The 15,950-nt window shown below is 33.3% G+C and carries 15 protein-coding genes and 3 pseudogenes; 4 read left to right on the top strand and 14 right to left on the bottom strand.

All coding sequences use genetic code 11. From position 1 onward, the window contains the following. Positions 1 to 46: 46 nt before the first annotated feature. Entirely contained in the window at positions 47 to 253 is a 207-nt protein-coding gene (locus JNUCC74_RS09245) for a DUF6501 family protein (protein WP_077320560.1), read from the top strand. Between the two features lie 519 nt (positions 254 to 772). Further along, the gene (locus JNUCC74_RS09240; protein WP_454067765.1) at positions 773 to 1,012 is read left to right on the top strand and encodes a DUF362 domain-containing protein; all 240 of its coding nucleotides are present in this window, start codon (positions 773 to 775) and stop codon (positions 1,010 to 1,012) included. A gap of 207 nt (positions 1,013 to 1,219) precedes the next feature. On the opposite strand, the gene JNUCC74_RS09235 is transcribed toward JNUCC74_RS09240, so the two are convergent. Beyond that, positions 1,220 to 1,489: an acylphosphatase gene (locus tag JNUCC74_RS09235; RefSeq protein ID WP_454067764.1), complete on the bottom strand. Its 270-nt coding sequence runs from the start codon at positions 1,487 to 1,489 to the stop codon at positions 1,220 to 1,222. 117 nt (positions 1,490 to 1,606) lie between these two features. Here JNUCC74_RS09235 and JNUCC74_RS09230 point away from each other — a divergent pair, with 117 nt between their 5' ends. Beyond that, complete coding sequence (locus JNUCC74_RS09230; protein WP_454067763.1) at positions 1,607 to 3,148, top strand: FAD-dependent oxidoreductase; 1,542 nt, start codon at positions 1,607 to 1,609, stop codon at positions 3,146 to 3,148. Positions 3,149 to 3,758: 610 nt separating this feature from the next. On the opposite strand, the gene JNUCC74_RS09225 is transcribed toward JNUCC74_RS09230, so the two are convergent. From JNUCC74_RS09225 to JNUCC74_RS09195, 7 genes are all read right to left on the bottom strand, one after another. Continuing rightward, positions 3,759 to 4,271, bottom strand: coding sequence for a hypothetical protein (locus JNUCC74_RS09225; protein ID WP_454067762.1), 513 nt, complete (start codon positions 4,269 to 4,271; stop codon positions 3,759 to 3,761). Further along, positions 4,256 to 4,864, bottom strand: a complete 609-nt coding sequence (locus tag JNUCC74_RS09220) for an ABC transporter ATP-binding protein (protein ID WP_454067761.1) — start codon at positions 4,862 to 4,864, stop codon at positions 4,256 to 4,258. The genes JNUCC74_RS09225 and JNUCC74_RS09220 overlap by 16 nt, the downstream gene beginning before the upstream one ends. Before the next feature lie 17 nt (positions 4,865 to 4,881). Further along, positions 4,882 to 5,370, bottom strand: a complete 489-nt coding sequence (locus JNUCC74_RS09215) for a stage II sporulation protein M (protein ID WP_454067760.1) — start codon at positions 5,368 to 5,370, stop codon at positions 4,882 to 4,884. Positions 5,371 to 6,520: 1,150 nt separating this feature from the next. Next, the gene (locus JNUCC74_RS09210) at positions 6,521 to 6,811 is read right to left on the bottom strand and encodes an uberolysin/carnocyclin family circular bacteriocin (RefSeq protein ID WP_454067759.1); all 291 of its coding nucleotides are present in this window, start codon (positions 6,809 to 6,811) and stop codon (positions 6,521 to 6,523) included. A gap of 113 nt (positions 6,812 to 6,924) precedes the next feature. Beyond that, positions 6,925 to 8,118 (bottom strand): ABC transporter permease, encoded by a 1,194-nt coding sequence (locus JNUCC74_RS09205; protein WP_454067758.1) that lies wholly within the window; start codon positions 8,116 to 8,118, stop codon positions 6,925 to 6,927. Next, positions 8,115 to 8,819, bottom strand: coding sequence for an ABC transporter ATP-binding protein (locus tag JNUCC74_RS09200; protein ID WP_454067757.1), 705 nt, complete (start codon positions 8,817 to 8,819; stop codon positions 8,115 to 8,117). The genes JNUCC74_RS09205 and JNUCC74_RS09200 overlap by 4 nt, the downstream gene beginning before the upstream one ends. Then, positions 8,816 to 9,925 (bottom strand): efflux RND transporter periplasmic adaptor subunit, encoded by a 1,110-nt coding sequence (locus JNUCC74_RS09195; protein WP_454067756.1) that lies wholly within the window; start codon positions 9,923 to 9,925, stop codon positions 8,816 to 8,818. Before JNUCC74_RS09195 ends, JNUCC74_RS09200 begins: the two co-directional genes overlap by 4 nt. A 964-nt stretch (positions 9,926 to 10,889) precedes the next feature. Here JNUCC74_RS09195 and JNUCC74_RS09190 point away from each other — a divergent pair. Continuing rightward, positions 10,890 to 11,505, top strand: a pseudogene (locus tag JNUCC74_RS09190) (UPF0236 family transposase-like protein); the annotation flags it as partial. Positions 11,506 to 12,507: 1,002 nt separating this feature from the next. On the opposite strand, the pseudogene JNUCC74_RS09185 reads toward JNUCC74_RS09190, so the two are convergent. From JNUCC74_RS09185 to speG, 6 genes and pseudogenes are all read right to left on the bottom strand, one after another. Beyond that, positions 12,508 to 12,654 (bottom strand): annotated as a pseudogene (locus tag JNUCC74_RS09185) (IS30 family transposase); the annotation flags it as partial. Positions 12,655 to 13,427: 773 nt separating this feature from the next. After that, complete coding sequence (locus JNUCC74_RS09180) at positions 13,428 to 13,688, bottom strand: hypothetical protein (protein WP_454067755.1); 261 nt, start codon at positions 13,686 to 13,688, stop codon at positions 13,428 to 13,430. Positions 13,689 to 13,808: 120 nt separating this feature from the next. Continuing rightward, the gene (locus JNUCC74_RS09175) at positions 13,809 to 14,246 is read right to left on the bottom strand and encodes a serine hydrolase (RefSeq protein ID WP_454067754.1); all 438 of its coding nucleotides are present in this window, start codon (positions 14,244 to 14,246) and stop codon (positions 13,809 to 13,811) included. Beyond that, positions 14,203 to 14,475 carry a hypothetical protein gene (locus tag JNUCC74_RS09170; RefSeq protein WP_454067753.1) on the bottom strand — a complete coding sequence of 91 codons (273 nt, stop codon included), beginning with the start codon at positions 14,473 to 14,475 and terminating at the stop codon, positions 14,203 to 14,205. The genes JNUCC74_RS09175 and JNUCC74_RS09170 overlap by 44 nt, the downstream gene beginning before the upstream one ends. Positions 14,476 to 14,668: 193 nt before the next feature. Beyond that, positions 14,669 to 14,740: pseudogene (locus JNUCC74_RS09165) on the bottom strand (YpzI family protein); the annotation flags it as partial. Positions 14,741 to 15,040: 300 nt separating this feature from the next. Continuing rightward, positions 15,041 to 15,571 (bottom strand): spermidine N1-acetyltransferase, encoded by a 531-nt coding sequence (gene speG / locus JNUCC74_RS09160; RefSeq protein ID WP_077320550.1) that lies wholly within the window; start codon positions 15,569 to 15,571, stop codon positions 15,041 to 15,043. Positions 15,572 to 15,950: the final 379 nt, after the last annotated feature.

Here is a 15,950-nt window from a genome sequence, read left to right as displayed (position 1 = left end):
GGTAAAATTATTATGTAAACTAATAGCGGAGAGGAGTAACATTATAATGATCCATTTAAACTGGGAAAACAGAGAAACAATGAAGCAATTAAAATGTGTTCATACAAATGCTAAAAAATATATTGTGAATAGAAAATTAACACCAGGAAAAATGTATGATGTTAAAAATGAGACCGATGAGTTTTATTTTATTATTGATAACAGTAATCGTATTGGCGGGTTTCGCAAAGAATATTTTGAAGAGGTTAATTAGCCGGGGAAGAGGAAGAGCTTGTTCTGTTCGTTTCAAGTCTTTTTTAATGAATCCCATGCTCATCACTAATTCATGGTCATAGGGATTTGGTTTACGTTTGAAATACTTAAATAAGTTGCAGAAACAAATTTTTTGGTTTGTCATTGTTCTGCAAATGGACAAAGACCTGCTGTATCTTATATACATGCAGGTGAGTCAGCTAATCAAGCAACGGAACGGATTGTTTTACTAATAAAGTATCTGGAAACTGCATCATACTGAACAAACTCAAAGCAATCTCTAGCATTGCTTTTAAAGTAAAATTGATGATGCATTTGGCTTTTCAAACTGGAAATCATACAGTTTGGCATTGGCAAAAACTTGTCGATTAATTATATAGAGTAATTGGGTTAGCTTCTTTCATAAAGAAACGTAAACTAACCTATTATTACTTTCATTTTTTGTTGAAAATGCGTTATAATAACTAGTACATTATTTATTAATATATTTGGTTTAATGGAAAGAAGGAGGAGAGCCATCTTGGCTTTTGTTATTACGTCAGCTTGTAAAGAGGAAAAATCAGGAGAATGTGTAGAAGTTTGCCCTGTTGATTGCATAGAAGAAGGAAAAGATATGTTTTATATTGATCCTGATATATGTATTGACTGTGGCGCATGTGAAGCAGTATGCCCAGTAGAAGCAATTTATATGGAAGATGAAGTTCCAGAAGAGGAAACTGAATACATTGAGCTAAATCGTAAATTTTTTGAAGAACAATAAGAATAAAAACAAAATCGCAAGTGATCGTTTAGAAGCTAGGCACTAGCGTAAGATATGGATACCTATAAACAATTTTTATAATTTTCCAGCTCATAAAAAGCAAGCTGCTTAGAATAGAGCAGCTTGCTTTTTATGAACCAGAAAAATACTTGAAGTTATGTGATAAAGCATATGTTGTCTTGGCGAGTTAGATACTTTGACTTTTAATTATTTGATGGAAAACTTTGTATGGCCTTTATCCCCTTCGCAAGTTTTTTGTTCGATATGCGTAACCTTGATGAACGGATTAAGACCGTTTTCTAATGCCTCCATAAATCGTTCTAATTGGACTTCATTTCCTTCTGCTTCTAGCTCTACTGTTCCATCATCATTATTTTTGATCCATCCTTTAACTCCTAATTCATCTGCTTTTTGCTTTGCCATGAAACGTAAACCAACTCCCTGAACACGTCCACTAAGTATTGCGTGCTTTAGCATGATACTCACCTCACTAAAAATTACCTATTTTTTTAAAACTAAACCTATTTGCAGAGACTAAAATAAACTAGCTATGTCCATACTAGTTATAAATAAAGTTGAAAGGAGCGGGGAAATTTGGCTCATTCTCAATTACCTTCTCAATCACATTCTTATTGGCGTGATACAGCATCGATAAAAGAATTTCCGCCATTAGATACGTCCATCGATACGGAAGTAGGGATAGTTGGCGGAGGGATTACAGGTATTACAGCAGCATATTTGTTGACAAAAAATAATATCAACGTAACACTGATTGATGCAAACCCTATTCTAAAGGGAACTACCGGTCATACAACAGCTAAAATTACTGCTCAACATGGCCTGATTTACGATGAAATTATTAAACATTTTGGAATAGATCATGCTATGCTTTATTATAAAGCAATGGATGAAGCGAAGCAATTTATCGAAAATACGGTAAAAGAATTAACAATTGAATGTGATTACCGAAAAGAACATGCATATATTTTTACCAATTGTGAAAAATGGCAGCATGATTTAGAAAAAGAAAAAAATGCGTACGATCAAATAAAAATAAAGAGTGAATTATTAGATCAGATGCCGCTAAAAATTCCAATGAAATCCGCCTTACAAATGAAAAACCAGGCGCAGTTTCATCCTTTAAAATATTTAACTGCCTTACTTGATGCAAGTATAAAAAACGGTTTAAATATTTATGAAAATACGGTTGCTGTTGATATGGATGATAATCGTACAAATCCTTCGATTATAACAAAAGAAGGCCATCGAATTAAATGTAATTATATCATTTCTGCATCTCACTTTCCTTTTTATGATCGAGACAGCTTTTATTTTACGAGAATGTATGCAGAGAGGGCTTATGTATTAGCTATTCAATCAGCTAAGGAATACCCAGGTGGTATGTATATTAATGCAGAGTCACCAACTAGATCCGTTCGCACAACGAATTGGAATGGAAAAGAACTATGGTTAATTAGTGGTGAAAACCATAAAACAGGGCAAGGAAAACAGACACATGAGCATTACAAAGCTCTGCAAGCGTTTGCTGATGAACATTTTCAAGTAAAATCATATGATTACCGCTGGTCAGCACAGGATTTAACAACATTAGATAAAATTCCTTATATCGGGAAACTAAAAAAATCACAACCTAAAATTTTTGTTGCAACCGGTTACCGTAAATGGGGCATGACAAATGGCACAGTTGCTGCAAGATTATTAAGCGACTTAATTATAAACGAGACAAGTGAATACGCCGATGTTTTTAATCCATCACGATTTAAAGCAGATCCATCGATACGAAAGTTCACGCAAATTAATACCGATGTAGCAAAACATATGATAAAAGGAAAGCTTGATAACACAAATCCTTATATAGAACAATTACAATCGGATCAGGCAACGGTTACACGAATAAATGGCAATCGAGCTGGAGTTTATAAGGATAAAGAAAATCAAGTTCATATTGTAGATACAACTTGTACACATTTACGTTGTGAAGTGGAATGGAATTCAGGAGAACGTACATGGGATTGTCCATGTCATGGTTCACGATTTTCTTATACCGGTGAAGTAATTAACGGACCAGCAAGCAAACCATTGCAGAAAATTGACCCAGATGAACTAACTAAATAACTATAAAAAAATTACTATGATTCATAGTAATTTTTTTAGTCTTGTCTCACTATCTTAAGAATACTTTGATTTTGAGATTAAAATAATTTTTGTTTAATAACTTCCGATAATATATATTATGTAAACTAGAATGTTCTATTATAGAAGAAAGTGAGTTTTTTGTTTGGGGTAACCACTGATTTCCCACCCGCGAGCTCAACAGACTAAAGTCATACATGAGAAAAGCACCTCAATGTCGTTTTATTTTAAATACGACTCGGGGGTGCTTTTTCCTCTGTCTCATTCAGTTAGGTCTCTCCATATTTGAGGTGTTTTTCTGTCCATATTATGGTGTCACTATACGAATTTTTTGAATATTGGTTTAAAACGCGCCAGAACCGCCACCTCCATCTCTTCTTTTTTTGAATAAGTTTTTTAGCCACTTCCACATAATGAATATCACCCCCTTTAAATATTTCCTTTTCACTTTAACAGACTTTCTTTCACCTATTAAGGAAACTTTAGCAATTATAGAAAAGCATACTTCTAGCAATTACTAACTTCATGTACGTTAACTGTCAGCAGCATTATCGCACTTTGCTTTAGTGATAAACTATTCTCCTTCTCATCATCACACTGAAAATATTGTTTTACATAACGAGAATAAGGCATCAATTATAAAGGCTGAAGAAAAGAGTAATGATGCTTTCCAATTTTGTTTCTTATATTGAAAAAAGAACAATATTAAAATTGACCCTATAAGAGCAGTTAATAGATACAACCAAGTGTTATGTATCTCCAAAACCCCCATAAAAATCAGATTAATTATCATAATAAATACTTTTGGTATAAGAGCATGAAATAAATGACTTTGAACATTTGATGCAAAAATAACCAATAGAAATTTACCTATAAGATATTGTACTAAAAGACCTAACGTTGTTGTAAAAGTCGAAATTATTGTTACAATCAAGACTAAATTTTTATGAGAAATATTATCTAGGACATATTTCAGGTCCTCTAGATCTTGAGATAATAAATTTATTTGATTGTCAGCGACTAGAAATATAAAATAATAGTTGAGGAGCACATATACACTTAATAAGAAAAATGATAATAATAATAATTTTATACGTTCTCCCACATAAGTCCCCCCTGTCTTATATAAATAACGCTTGAATTATCTTTTAAGCGTTTATTTACCATGCTGTGAGAAACGTATATGATGGTTGCCATTTGTTTTTTTGAAAGGTCTACTAGTCTTTCAGAAAGCATATCAATACTTTCTGTATCTAAAGTGGACATAGTTTCGTCAATTAATATTATCTCCCAATCCTTTACGAAAATTAATGATAAACCAATCTTAGCTTTCATTCCCGTAGATGCTCTACTATATGAAACGTCTAAATTACCATTAAAAAAATCCTTAACTTTGGAAAGTTGTTTTGTGGATGGAATAATTTTAAATGTGTTCCATAGAATTTCTAAGTTTTCTCTAATTGTAAAAGGATGAATACCAATGGGATCATGATTTAAATATAAAGTTGGATCTCCACATTTAATAATATCACCCGAATAATTTTTATCGAGACCAGAAATTATTCTAAGAAGAGTACTCTTACCAGTACCATTTCGACCTCTTAGATGTAAAAGTCCTTTTGGTATTTCAAAATTCACTTCGTCTAAAATAAAATGATCCTTGAATTTCTTTGTACAATTTACAAATTTTAAGCTCATATGAATCCCACTTTCTTCTATATATATCCTTCAATGATAGCAGCTATTATTAATATTATTAATGATAGTATATAAACAGGGAATAATTTTTTCATTACACCTAAAGTAACCTTTATTGATCTAGTAAAGATTAATGTCCAAAGCAAATATTGACTAATACCTTGATAAAGTAACATATTTGGAAACTCCAACAACCCATGTGGGGTTAATCTATTCAAACCTTCTTCTGCACCGAATATTCTAAAACCTAAAGTAATTTGAAAAGCTGAGCCGCCCAAATCAAATATCTGAAGTATAGGCGATACTATAAATCCCAATATATACAATACAAAATTCCTTGAATTGTGTGATAAAACTAGATTCCTAAAATCATCACCCAAATCAGGTGGTTCTGGTTCAAATAAATCTAAATTAATTATAGATCCTAAAAAAACTCCTGTACAAATAATAAATAAACAATAGATAAAATAGTATACAAGAAAAAGTTTGAATAAATTATGTTTCATTCTCATTCCTTCTTTCAAGAAACAATAGTGAAAATTGTAATGGATATAAGCATTAAAATAGGCAAGGTTAATTTTAATAACTTGTAATCATTACCACTTGTTAATAACTCAGTTTTTCTAAAATACACTAATCCTATAAAAAGTATCAAAGGAATTGAGATAAAGTTTAAAAGAATCATTGTACTATCAGAAGTATTTAGTAATACCCCTAATATTCCACACAGACATACAATAATTATCATAAGAGATAGCAAATAAATTGTACTAGATGTAAACCTTTTGAATGAACTAACAATTAAAGAGGATTGCAAAGTTTCTATTCTTGCTCTATCAAATAGAATTTCTTCTTTCTTCTGTCCTACTAAAACTTCCATGACCGTCATAAAGTTAATACAAATGACCATTAAAGCAGGAAACCCTGGCAAATTGGGTAATCTAGTTAGGATTGTTTGAGCATAGTAAGTTGCTACAGATACCAAGAATCCAAGCAAGACCATTAATAACTTATTTGTGATTATGTAAGAAAATAATATATATAGTATGTTTCCAGATCTAAATCGTTTATTAGAACTATTTAACATGGACACTCCCATTAATACGGAAATTCTGTGATAGTTAAATAGATAACAGTAAATAAGTACAAATTGAATAATTACGACAAATATGGCTAACCCAAACGAAGATGTTAAAATAAACCATAATTGTATTAAAAACAGCATTCGAAGCAAAATTTTAAACAGTCCGGACGTTAATTGAGACAAAAAAGAAATAATAACTGTAATTAAAGCTAATAGAATAATTAAATATTGATTTAATCTTATAATAAAAGCTATAGAAATTACTAGAGCCAAAAGTAGTTGAAGAGAATACCCCTTTGTGATTGTAAAAAACAAATGTTTCAACAAAAAGCGCTTGGAAATAAAGATTATTCCAGGGTGTTGCTTTCTATATGGTAATATACAACGGTTAATGTTTGCTGTTGCTATAATGTATATAGAAAAAAAAGAAGTTAGAATAAGGGTTTGACTAGGAACTAAATCATGATAAAAAATCAGCGTTAGCAGAATTATTGATGAAAGAAAGATCATCCCAATATAATTGAGATGACCCGTTATACTTTGATCATGCAGTTTAAATATTTTTGTCATTGTTAGAAAGCAGCCGCTTTAGCTTTCCCATGTTTCTTCATAAGTGTAAGAACAGTCGCTGCAAACGCTGATCCAATAGTCCCTACTCCAGAAAACATCCCTATAACTGTTATTACCGTAGCAACTGTTGAACCAACACTTAACAGATTGACAATTGCAATTGACGTCGTAGTGCTAAGTCCAAGTTGAGCTGCGATGAGTGGTCCACTACCAATCGCTAAAGCTAGTAATGTAACTGCAAAAAGCGACAAAGATAGTAGAGCATAAAACTTTGAATCTCTTGCCTTAACCATAAAAATTACCTCCTTCAAATATTTAGTACTAGTACAAACTTATTGTACCAAATTTTTCCTAAACTGGCAATCAAAATTTTAAATTAATTCTAAATTTATAATTTTTTAATGTGTTATTCATGTCCCAATGCTTTAATTGGATCCATTTTTGCCGCTTTATTTGCAGGTAGAATCCCAAAAATAACGCCGATAAACATAGAGAACACTATTCCGCCTATAATAACTGGTAGGGATACCAGAGAAGGCCATCCTGCAAAATATGAGACAAGCATCCCTCCACTTGCTCCTACTAACATTCCGATCAATCCACCAAATAATGTAAGAATAATCGATTCAACCAAAAATTGCGCCAAGATTTGTCCCCGAGTAGCTCCAAGTGACATACGAATACCGATTTCTCTCGTTCGTTCAGTGACAGAAACAAGCATAATATTCATGACACCGATACCGCCAACAACTAAGGAGACGCCGGCAATACTCCCAATAACAATCGTCATAATTTTGGTTACCTGCTCGATCATGTCTCCAATTTCTTCCATGTTGAGAATTTGATAAGCACCATCTTTATCGTGGATTCGATTCAGAGTTGCTACAGCTTTCTCACTTGCTGTTTGTAGCGCTTCCGGAGTTTTAGCCTGGATAGATACCTCGCTAATTTCAGAGCTAGCAAAAATATTTTGCCATGTTGTTAAAGGAAGATAAATTGTATCCTGATTCATTCCAAATAAAGAATTCCCTTTTTCCAGGACTCCAACAATTTTTACTGGTTGTGAACCAATATAAAGCACTTCACCAAGCATTTCATTCCCATCAAAAAGCCTATCCCTAAATGATTCACTTACAATGACTGATCTATTTCCTCCCCAAAAATCTCCACTAGTAAAATTCCTCCCGGAAGCTATTTCTAATTGATTAGCGTTCATATATTCCTCACTAATACCTTTTATATTTCCTTTCGTTTCTGCTTCATAATAACGTAAATGGCTGTTTTCGGTACTGGATTTTATAACACGTTGTACTTCCGGTATGTTCTCAATCGTCCGGATATCTTCTTCACTGAATGCAGATTCGAAAAGTGCGTTCGGATTAGACTCAATTTCTTCTTCAGATGGTTCATAATATAGCTCTCTCGCATTCTCTACCCCGGAAAACTGGGCTTTCAACATGACTTCTCCGCCTCGACCAATTGCAACAACAGCAATAACAGAACCGACGCCAATAATAATACCGACCATCGTGAGAATGGACCGCATTTTATGAGAATATAGGGTTGACAAAGCCATTTTCACATTTTCTAACATCCTCAACGGTCATCACCCTCTATTTCACTTTCTCCATCTGTTGCCGTGTTTGTCAGCATACCGTCCCGAACAAATATCGTTCGATCCGCATATGTTGCAAGTTCCTCTTCATGTGTTACGAGGATAATCGTTGTTCCTTCCTGATGCAGCATCGTAAATAAATCCATAATTTGTCGACCTGTTTTGGTATCCAGTGCTCCTGTCGGTTCATCTGCCAAAACAACCTCAGGCTGATTGACTATCTCTCTAGCAATCGCTACACGCTGTTTTTGCCCACCTGATAATTCATTGGGCAAATGCTTAATATGATCTTTTAAGCCTAATTTTTCTAATACTTCCGTGGCCTTTTCATTCCGATTTTTTGAGCTAATTCCTGAATAAACCATCGGTAAAGCAACATTTTGCAAAGCATTTAAACGAGGAAGTAAATGAAATTGTTGGAAAACAAAACCAATTGAATGATTCCTAATATGGGCAAGTTTTTTTTCTTCGTAATCAGAAACAAGTTGATTATTAAACCAATATCTTCCTTTTGACGGTTTATCTAAACAACCGATAATATTCATCATCGTCGTTTTCCCAGAACCAGAAGATCCCATAATAGCAATAAATTCTCCCTGGTCAATTTGCAGATGTATATCCTTCAGTACCTTTACATGCCCCTCGGCAAGACTGTAATGTTTTTCTACAGATTCCAAGTATATCATTGTACAGTCACTTCCATTCCATCAGTGGCCTCTTCCGGATTTAAGATTACTTCCTCATTCTCTTTCAACCCATCTTTAATCTGGATTACTTCATTTGTAGCTATTCCTGTTTTTACTTCCTTACGGGTGGCTATCCCCTCTTTTACAACATAGACGTAATCGGTTTCTGCTTCCCGTTTTACAGCAGTAAGGGGAAGAGTAAATGCCATTTCCTTATCTGTCTCGACTTCCATCAACATCTTAAATCCAGGTTTTAAAGATATTTCTTCATTATCTATTTTTGCCTCAACGGCGTAACTAGCTCCACTATAATCTTCTTCAGAATCATCTTCCATCGGCAAAGCAGAAATAGAAAGTATTGTTCCTTCCCAGGATTCATCCGGCACTGCATCCGATGTTAATTTGACAGATTGACCTTTTTTAATTTTTAACGTGTCATATTCCGAAATTTCGCCTCTAACCAGCATGTTTTTAAGTGTACCAATTTTCATCAAAAGTGGCTGCTGTTCGATTTGTCCCAAACTAGCGAGCGCTTCTTCAGCAATAGAGATAACTGTGCCATCAATCTCGCTTTTAATGGTTGTATCGACAAATTCCTGCTCGATGGACTCCTTCTCTAATTGTGACTGACTTAATTCCAGTTTTTTTTGCTTTTCTTGAAGCTCTATTTCATCATGTTCCGCTTGTAACTCCTCATTATTTTTATCTTTTTCCAACCTTTTATCTATTTTTTTGTGTTTTTTTTGAATATGTTCCAGCTCCAAGTAAATCAATTCTAATTGTAATTCATTTTGCTTCTGATCATTTAAGAGTTTTTCATTTTTATAGTGGATAAGATCGTCACCTTTTTTGACCTGATCCCCTTCTTTTACTAATATTTCCCCCACTTCACCTTTATCGCTTTGATAAGTGATTACTTGCTCATCTGAAAGTATTAATTCCCCCGGGACAATTACGGTCCCTGACATTTCCTGTTCTTGTATAGCGATTGTCTCTACCTCATTTGAAGAGCTATTCGCAAGCTGACTTTTTCCGATGCTCAAGCCATAAATTATGAAGCCTATAATTATGAAAATAACTCCTCCTGCAATCCATTTCTTTATCATGTCACACCCCTACATATCATTGGGTCATATATAGCCTAAATTTTGAGACCAATAATGTTAAATGATTATTCATGAAGTATACTGTTGCCCTTCTAATTTTTGCATTTTTACACCGAGTACTCCAAGCCATCTGTCCCATAGCAATTAAAACTTACATTATCTTTTATACTAATAAGATAGTATTTTCTAACTAAAGAAAAATTATGGTACGCCCGATATACCTCACCCCCACATTTTTATATTTAATCTAATTGTAACATATTTAAAAAAATTGAGAAGTTTTATTGTTATAAAATTCCTTATATGTATTTTATCTGTAAATAATAAAAAAGAAAAAATGAGTTCTTTTAATGACATAACATAACCTGAGACCTTCTAGAATTGTTCCAAAATTCAAACAGAAAAGATTGGTATTATCATCAGTATGGTTATCCAATAGAAAAAATTGGTATCCCTCGGTAATTAGAGTAAAAAATCTACCTTTTGGGGGTGTTTTATGGCTAAAAATATTGAGGAATTTAAAAATTCATACAAATCATTAAGGAAGAATTACAACACGGAAGCTCCACACCAATATAAGAATAGTTGAAATTCCATGAGATCCGTGTATATAGAAGGATTAAAACGAAGAAACATAAAAAAGGTATGTGTATAATATTTCTCGAGATGATTTAGAAAAAATGGTGGAAAAAAAGAAAGAAGGAACCCTATGATAGATGTATGCTTACCCAGCAAATACATCATGAAAAGAGACCTTCTTATGAAAAACATTATATCAAAACTGTACGAGATAATAAAGAATACAAATAATTTTATTGAAGCAGAAGCAAGTATCCAGAGCTATATGTTGTTTTCAGATTTGTTAGATCAAGTGATAAAGAAACAAGCGTCTGGCTGGTCGGTAAAGAGAGAAGATAATAAAACCGTTTCATTTATCTATAGTTATAGAAGATCTTTAAAGGTGGATGTAAACGGACAGAACCATTATCCATTAGATGAATGAATGGCTAGGGATTAGAAAGTATCAACGTCATCATCCATCGGTAGAAGTAAAGGTTGCTAAATTAGCTAGTGAATGTACGGTATCAAGAAACAGCGAAGACATTAAAAGAATGGACTACTGTAGACATGAGTCACCAGACCGTAGGAGCCATAGTGAAGCGTGTAGGAAAAGCACAAGCAGACGAAGACAGAGAACTGGTTGCTGAATTAGAAGAGTCGCAACACTTCCCGAGGGAAAACGTGTAGACTTTTTATACGCAGAAGCAGATGGTGTTTTATAAAAGAAAAAAAGTTTAGAAGTAAGTCATGCGATTATATATGAAGGCTGGGACAAAAATGGGGAAAGAGTGTCTTTGAGAGAACAAAAAGTGATGATCACATCCAACCGACTGCACGCTTTTGGAGGGAAGTTCAGGCATTTGTAGCGAACCATTATTCTTTGGAAAATACTCAAGGTGCTATGGAGTCAAACCAGCGCCATATTACATTTCGCATGAAAAAGAGAGGTATGCATTGGAGCGCTGAAGGAAGAGAAGCGATGGTGAAATTTTAAGCAGGGGGTCTTGAATCGGACATTAGGAGTGCTTATTTAATCCTACATCAAGCAGCACGTTTATCAATTGGCTGTAAAACAAGGGGCAATCTCGTTATATCAAGCCCATTCAACTGCCAAAGGCTCTAAAGATCCTTACTAAAAATGGAGGCACCAAGCGATAGCGCGATAGAGGAATAAGTGTACATCAATAGAGTACTAAAAGTATTGGCTATCACTATGTCGAGAAAAACTTGACGCATACAGCTGTTCAATTTTACCCGCCCTACATTATTAGACTTGGATGAAATATTTCAGGAACAAGGCAGCGAAGCATGGAATTAAAATCAAAGGGGTGATCTTCTATGTCTAAGAAGCCTAATAAACAGAAGAAAAAGGAAGCAATATTGGTAACGCCGAAGAAGAATTAGAACAAGAGAATGAATTTGTAAGGTGAGAAATGCCTATAAAAAAGATTCATGAATGCCATTGATTATAAACGGATCACACTCTAATTAAATACTAGCATTAAAATGTGTGAAATTTATGCGGAAATCCCTTAATTACAATTTCTATAGGCGTAACGTTAGGTAAGTAGCGGAAAATCGACTATTCTGCTTCAAAAATTAGTAACAGACATAACGGAATTCAAATGTCTTGGAGAAAATAGTTATACTTAGATCCCATCCTTGACCGGAGGACCGGAGAAATTATTACGTTTAATACCAAGAAACCTCTAACGTTAGATCCTGTCATGAATCCCATAAGAAAATCGATAGAAATAACTAAGAAGCGTGTAGACTACCGTACAACTATTCATTCCGATCAGTTGGATAATATATTTCCTGGTACAATCATGAGTGACCCAAGAAAAATTGGATGGATTTAGTCCGATCGAATGCCTAACTCAATCCATCCAATCAGTTGCATAATAAAACTCTAACCTCTGGGGGATTCCACTCTACGAATTGAAAAACTTCGAAAAACAAAGCCGATCAAACGTTACAAATGAAATTATGCGTGCTAGAAGATCAAATTTTTTGATTCGTCAAATTAAGCGAGACAACATGCTTTTATCAAAATCCTGACCGACATAATCTATGAAACACTCAATCGATGTTTTGTATTTCAATGATTTCCTTGGTATGTTATTCCGTCTGAGTGCAACCTCGGAAATATACTCTTGTGACACAGGATCATTATAGTCTGCCTTAAAACGTAAGTTTTTAAAAGGTTAAGTTTTTAAAAAGTGAAATAAGTATAATTAGTGTTAATAAAGAGCCTGCTGATAGTAATGTTATCATTTTCCAACGATTTATCTTTTTTGAAGGTTTTACAGTCTCTCGGGACAACGTAATCCATATAGCTATAGACACTATAACTAAGATGAAAAGAATTTCTTTAGACATAATTAATACCTCTCCTTACTTATGTTTTTTTAATTTTAACATATTTCAAGCCCTGTAAATGAATTATCAGTGTTTTGCTTAGATGGATAATACCGTTAAGTACCAATTAGTTCCTCAAAAAAAAACGGTCGGTTAAAAAAGTTGTAGCTGAAGATATTGTTATTGCTGTCTGAGAACGACATAAAGTGACTCAAGAAAAAATTAAAAAAACAAGTTAGGAGACTCCTATTATGATAAAGTTTTTTTAAAAACAAGCAGTTTCCTATAGATTTCAAGTTCTTTTTTGACTCTCTTAATAAAAGATCTATTCATTGCGAATAGATGTTCTTGATAGTGAATTATTCTTTTCTCTAAGGCTTGTAGTATAATAGACTTCTCCAGATTCACCCGCTATTTATCTTTTTATTCTTCTTACCTAACTAATATAACAAATACAAATTTATAGTAATGCGTATGTCTTAAAAAATTTATTATTAAATTTAATCATTCCATTTTAGTGTATTAAAATAGAAGATCTAGAAACAAACGCAATGTTATACTCAAATTATGGAAGTCTTCGTTATAGTGAGTGTATACTAGTCAAACTTGCTTTAACCAACTCTCGAAATCTCTTATCTGTTAAAAAGGCTAACTGAAATTCATTTAAATTTGCTGTTAGCTTGATATTTTCTATATAGGATAAATTGTTTGCAAACAATGCCAATTCCGTCTTGTTATTTTCTTTATCCGTAGCGTACATAGGCATCGTCAGTACAAATGCTGTCGAACCACCTTTTTGCCCGGCATGAAGTAGCCATTTTTGATTATTAGGGTTATTCATTAATTGCTCCTTAACAGAATTAAGGTACTGATAAACTTTTCGATCAAAGTAGGTTTTTCGGTTCAATTTATCTAAAATAGATACGTATGACTTCGTAGTGGATCTGGGCAGACGATCAGACTAAACTTTTTGAACTTTCATATTTAACAACTTTAATATCTGTTTTTTTGTTTGATTGGATGGTGGATTTTTTATCCATTTATGATGTATGTCTATTGCTCGCTTTCTGTATTCATCCATACTCATGTGCTTCAATACATGATAAACTTCTCGTTTGGATAAATTTTCTTCATTCATTAGTTGTAGTGGAATAAACAGGGCACTAACAATTGGATATAATGGTTCATGATCTATTTCCAGGCTTTTTAGCAAATTATTAATTTCCATTAATCCTAACACTCTTATTAAATAATCTGTATTTGCATTTGAACTATAGGCAATCATACCTTTAGCAACTTCGCTTAGGGGAACACTTGTGGTCAATTTCCCGTTATCTAATCCATTAATCCATGCTTCATGAGCACCACCATCTGTATTGTCTAGCGTATTCGATAGCAACAATAATTTTAACCGTGCTTGCTAAAGGAAGCAGTTCATCTGCATTTATATCTGCCCACTTTGTTCCATTGTAATGAATGGATAATGCTGCACGCTTATTTTGCGTATTTTCCGTAATAAATTGGATAATATATTTTGGACCAGCACGGATTATTTTCATTTTGAATAACCACATTCCGATTCCTGCAAATAAAATAATACCTACGATTGTTATAATAATAAATGCCAATTATCCATCCTCCAATTGCTCATTTTGTATATAGGTGAATTATATATAGATTAACATGTTTGAAAGGAAAACCTGATAATTATTCAAAAATAATCCTAAAGCGACCGACATTTACGATAGCTTTAGGATTATTTTTTCACCGTTATTTAGTTTTCTGCTTCTTCTGAACTCGACATCATGGCAGACCCTAACGTAGACCAACATCCTGATCTGACTCCACACGTCCACTTTCTTTAAGCTTCCTTTCTTGTCGATTTTCCCCCATGTTAAGCTCCTCCTGCAGTATTACTTAACATGGCCATTGTTAATCGTTTATTCATTTCTTTTACAATTAATTAAGAAGGTTATATTATTTACGATAACTGCTTTTACCGATTTTGCAGCTTAAGACGATTTAAAGTTAATGATTAGAACAGGTTATATAAATCAGCAAAATTCATTTTCCATAAGCTGTACTTCTTGACATATAAAAAACTCCCACTCAACGGAAGTTTTTTAACTTACTATAGTTGGTTTATTACAGGATCGCTTCGATAAAATACCCGTTGCAATACTGTGATTAACTCTATGAGGGCTTATTTTTCATGTTTAAATATTCATGTTGAAAAATACACATTCGATAAGCATTATGATAACTGCCTTCAACGAAGAATTCATCTTTTAATTCAGCTTCGACTTTAAAACCGACTTTTTTATAAACATGAATTGCTTTTTCATTATACTTGTCAACGATCAGATAGAGTTTATGCAAATTTAATATGGAAAAAGCATAATCCATTGCTAACCGCGCGGCAGTTACTGCATAGCCCCGACCTTGATGCTCTGGTTTAATAATGATTTGAAATTCCGCATTTCGATGAATATAATCAATCTCTACTAATTCAACGAGACCGAGCCTTTCACCTTCTTTTGATTCAAGAATAAACCGCCGCTCACTTTGATCATGAATATGCTTATCATATATATCCTGTAACTCTACAAAAGAATGATATGGTTCTTCAAACCAATAGGCCATAATATTTGCATCATTTCCTAGTTCATGAACAAATTGTAAATCTTCACGCTCTAAAGAACGTATTTTAATTTCCTTGTTCATTTTCTATAACCTCCAAAAGCTTAACTTAAAACATACATGATAAACTATATCATTATCCAAAGTTTTTATAAAGGAATTGTTATTAACAGGTAAACAAATCTCGTTTACTGTTAGAAATGAATGATAGTTATTGAAATCAATGTATTGTCTGTGAATTTTATTTCTGGATTTTTATTAACGCCATACAGTATAAGAATAAATGGAATGATTTTACAAAGGGAGATAGGCATATTGTACAAAGTAATGGTAATCTCTTATATTGCTTTGTCCATCTATAAAAATACGATGATGATATTAGAAAAATTTGGCTTGTCGCCAAGTCTTTAGCGAAAGCAATAGTTTTTCTTATACGATAAAGTGAAACTTCATTCCGTGAAAT

It is taken from the genome of Cerasibacillus sp. JNUCC 74 (assembly GCF_053667775.1).
This window is presented reverse-complemented; position numbering and strand designations above follow the sequence as displayed.

Excerpts from the sequence above, each read along its gene's own strand:
- JNUCC74_RS09245 (WP_077320560.1), top strand. The coding sequence starts at position 47 with ATGATCCATTTAAACTGGGAAAACAGAGAAACAATGAAGCAATTAAAA.
- JNUCC74_RS09235 (WP_454067764.1), bottom strand. The coding sequence starts at position 1,489 with ATGCTAAAGCACGCAATACTTAGTGGACGTGTTCAGGGAGTTGGTTTA.
- JNUCC74_RS09220 (WP_454067761.1), bottom strand. The coding sequence starts at position 4,864 with ATGAGCTTAAAATTTGTAAATTGTACAAAGAAATTCAAGGATCATTTT.
- JNUCC74_RS09215 (WP_454067760.1), bottom strand. The coding sequence starts at position 5,370 with ATGAAACATAATTTATTCAAACTTTTTCTTGTATACTATTTTATCTAT.
- JNUCC74_RS09210 (WP_454067759.1), bottom strand. The coding sequence starts at position 6,811 with ATGGTTAAGGCAAGAGATTCAAAGTTTTATGCTCTACTATCTTTGTCG.
- JNUCC74_RS09200 (WP_454067757.1), bottom strand. The coding sequence starts at position 8,819 with ATGATATACTTGGAATCTGTAGAAAAACATTACAGTCTTGCCGAGGGG.
- JNUCC74_RS09195 (WP_454067756.1), bottom strand. The coding sequence starts at position 9,925 with ATGATAAAGAAATGGATTGCAGGAGGAGTTATTTTCATAATTATAGGC.
- JNUCC74_RS09180 (WP_454067755.1), bottom strand. The coding sequence starts at position 13,688 with ATGAATAACCCTAATAATCAAAAATGGCTACTTCATGCCGGGCAAAAA.
- speG (WP_077320550.1), bottom strand. The coding sequence starts at position 15,571 with ATGAACAAGGAAATTAAAATACGTTCTTTAGAGCGTGAAGATTTACAA.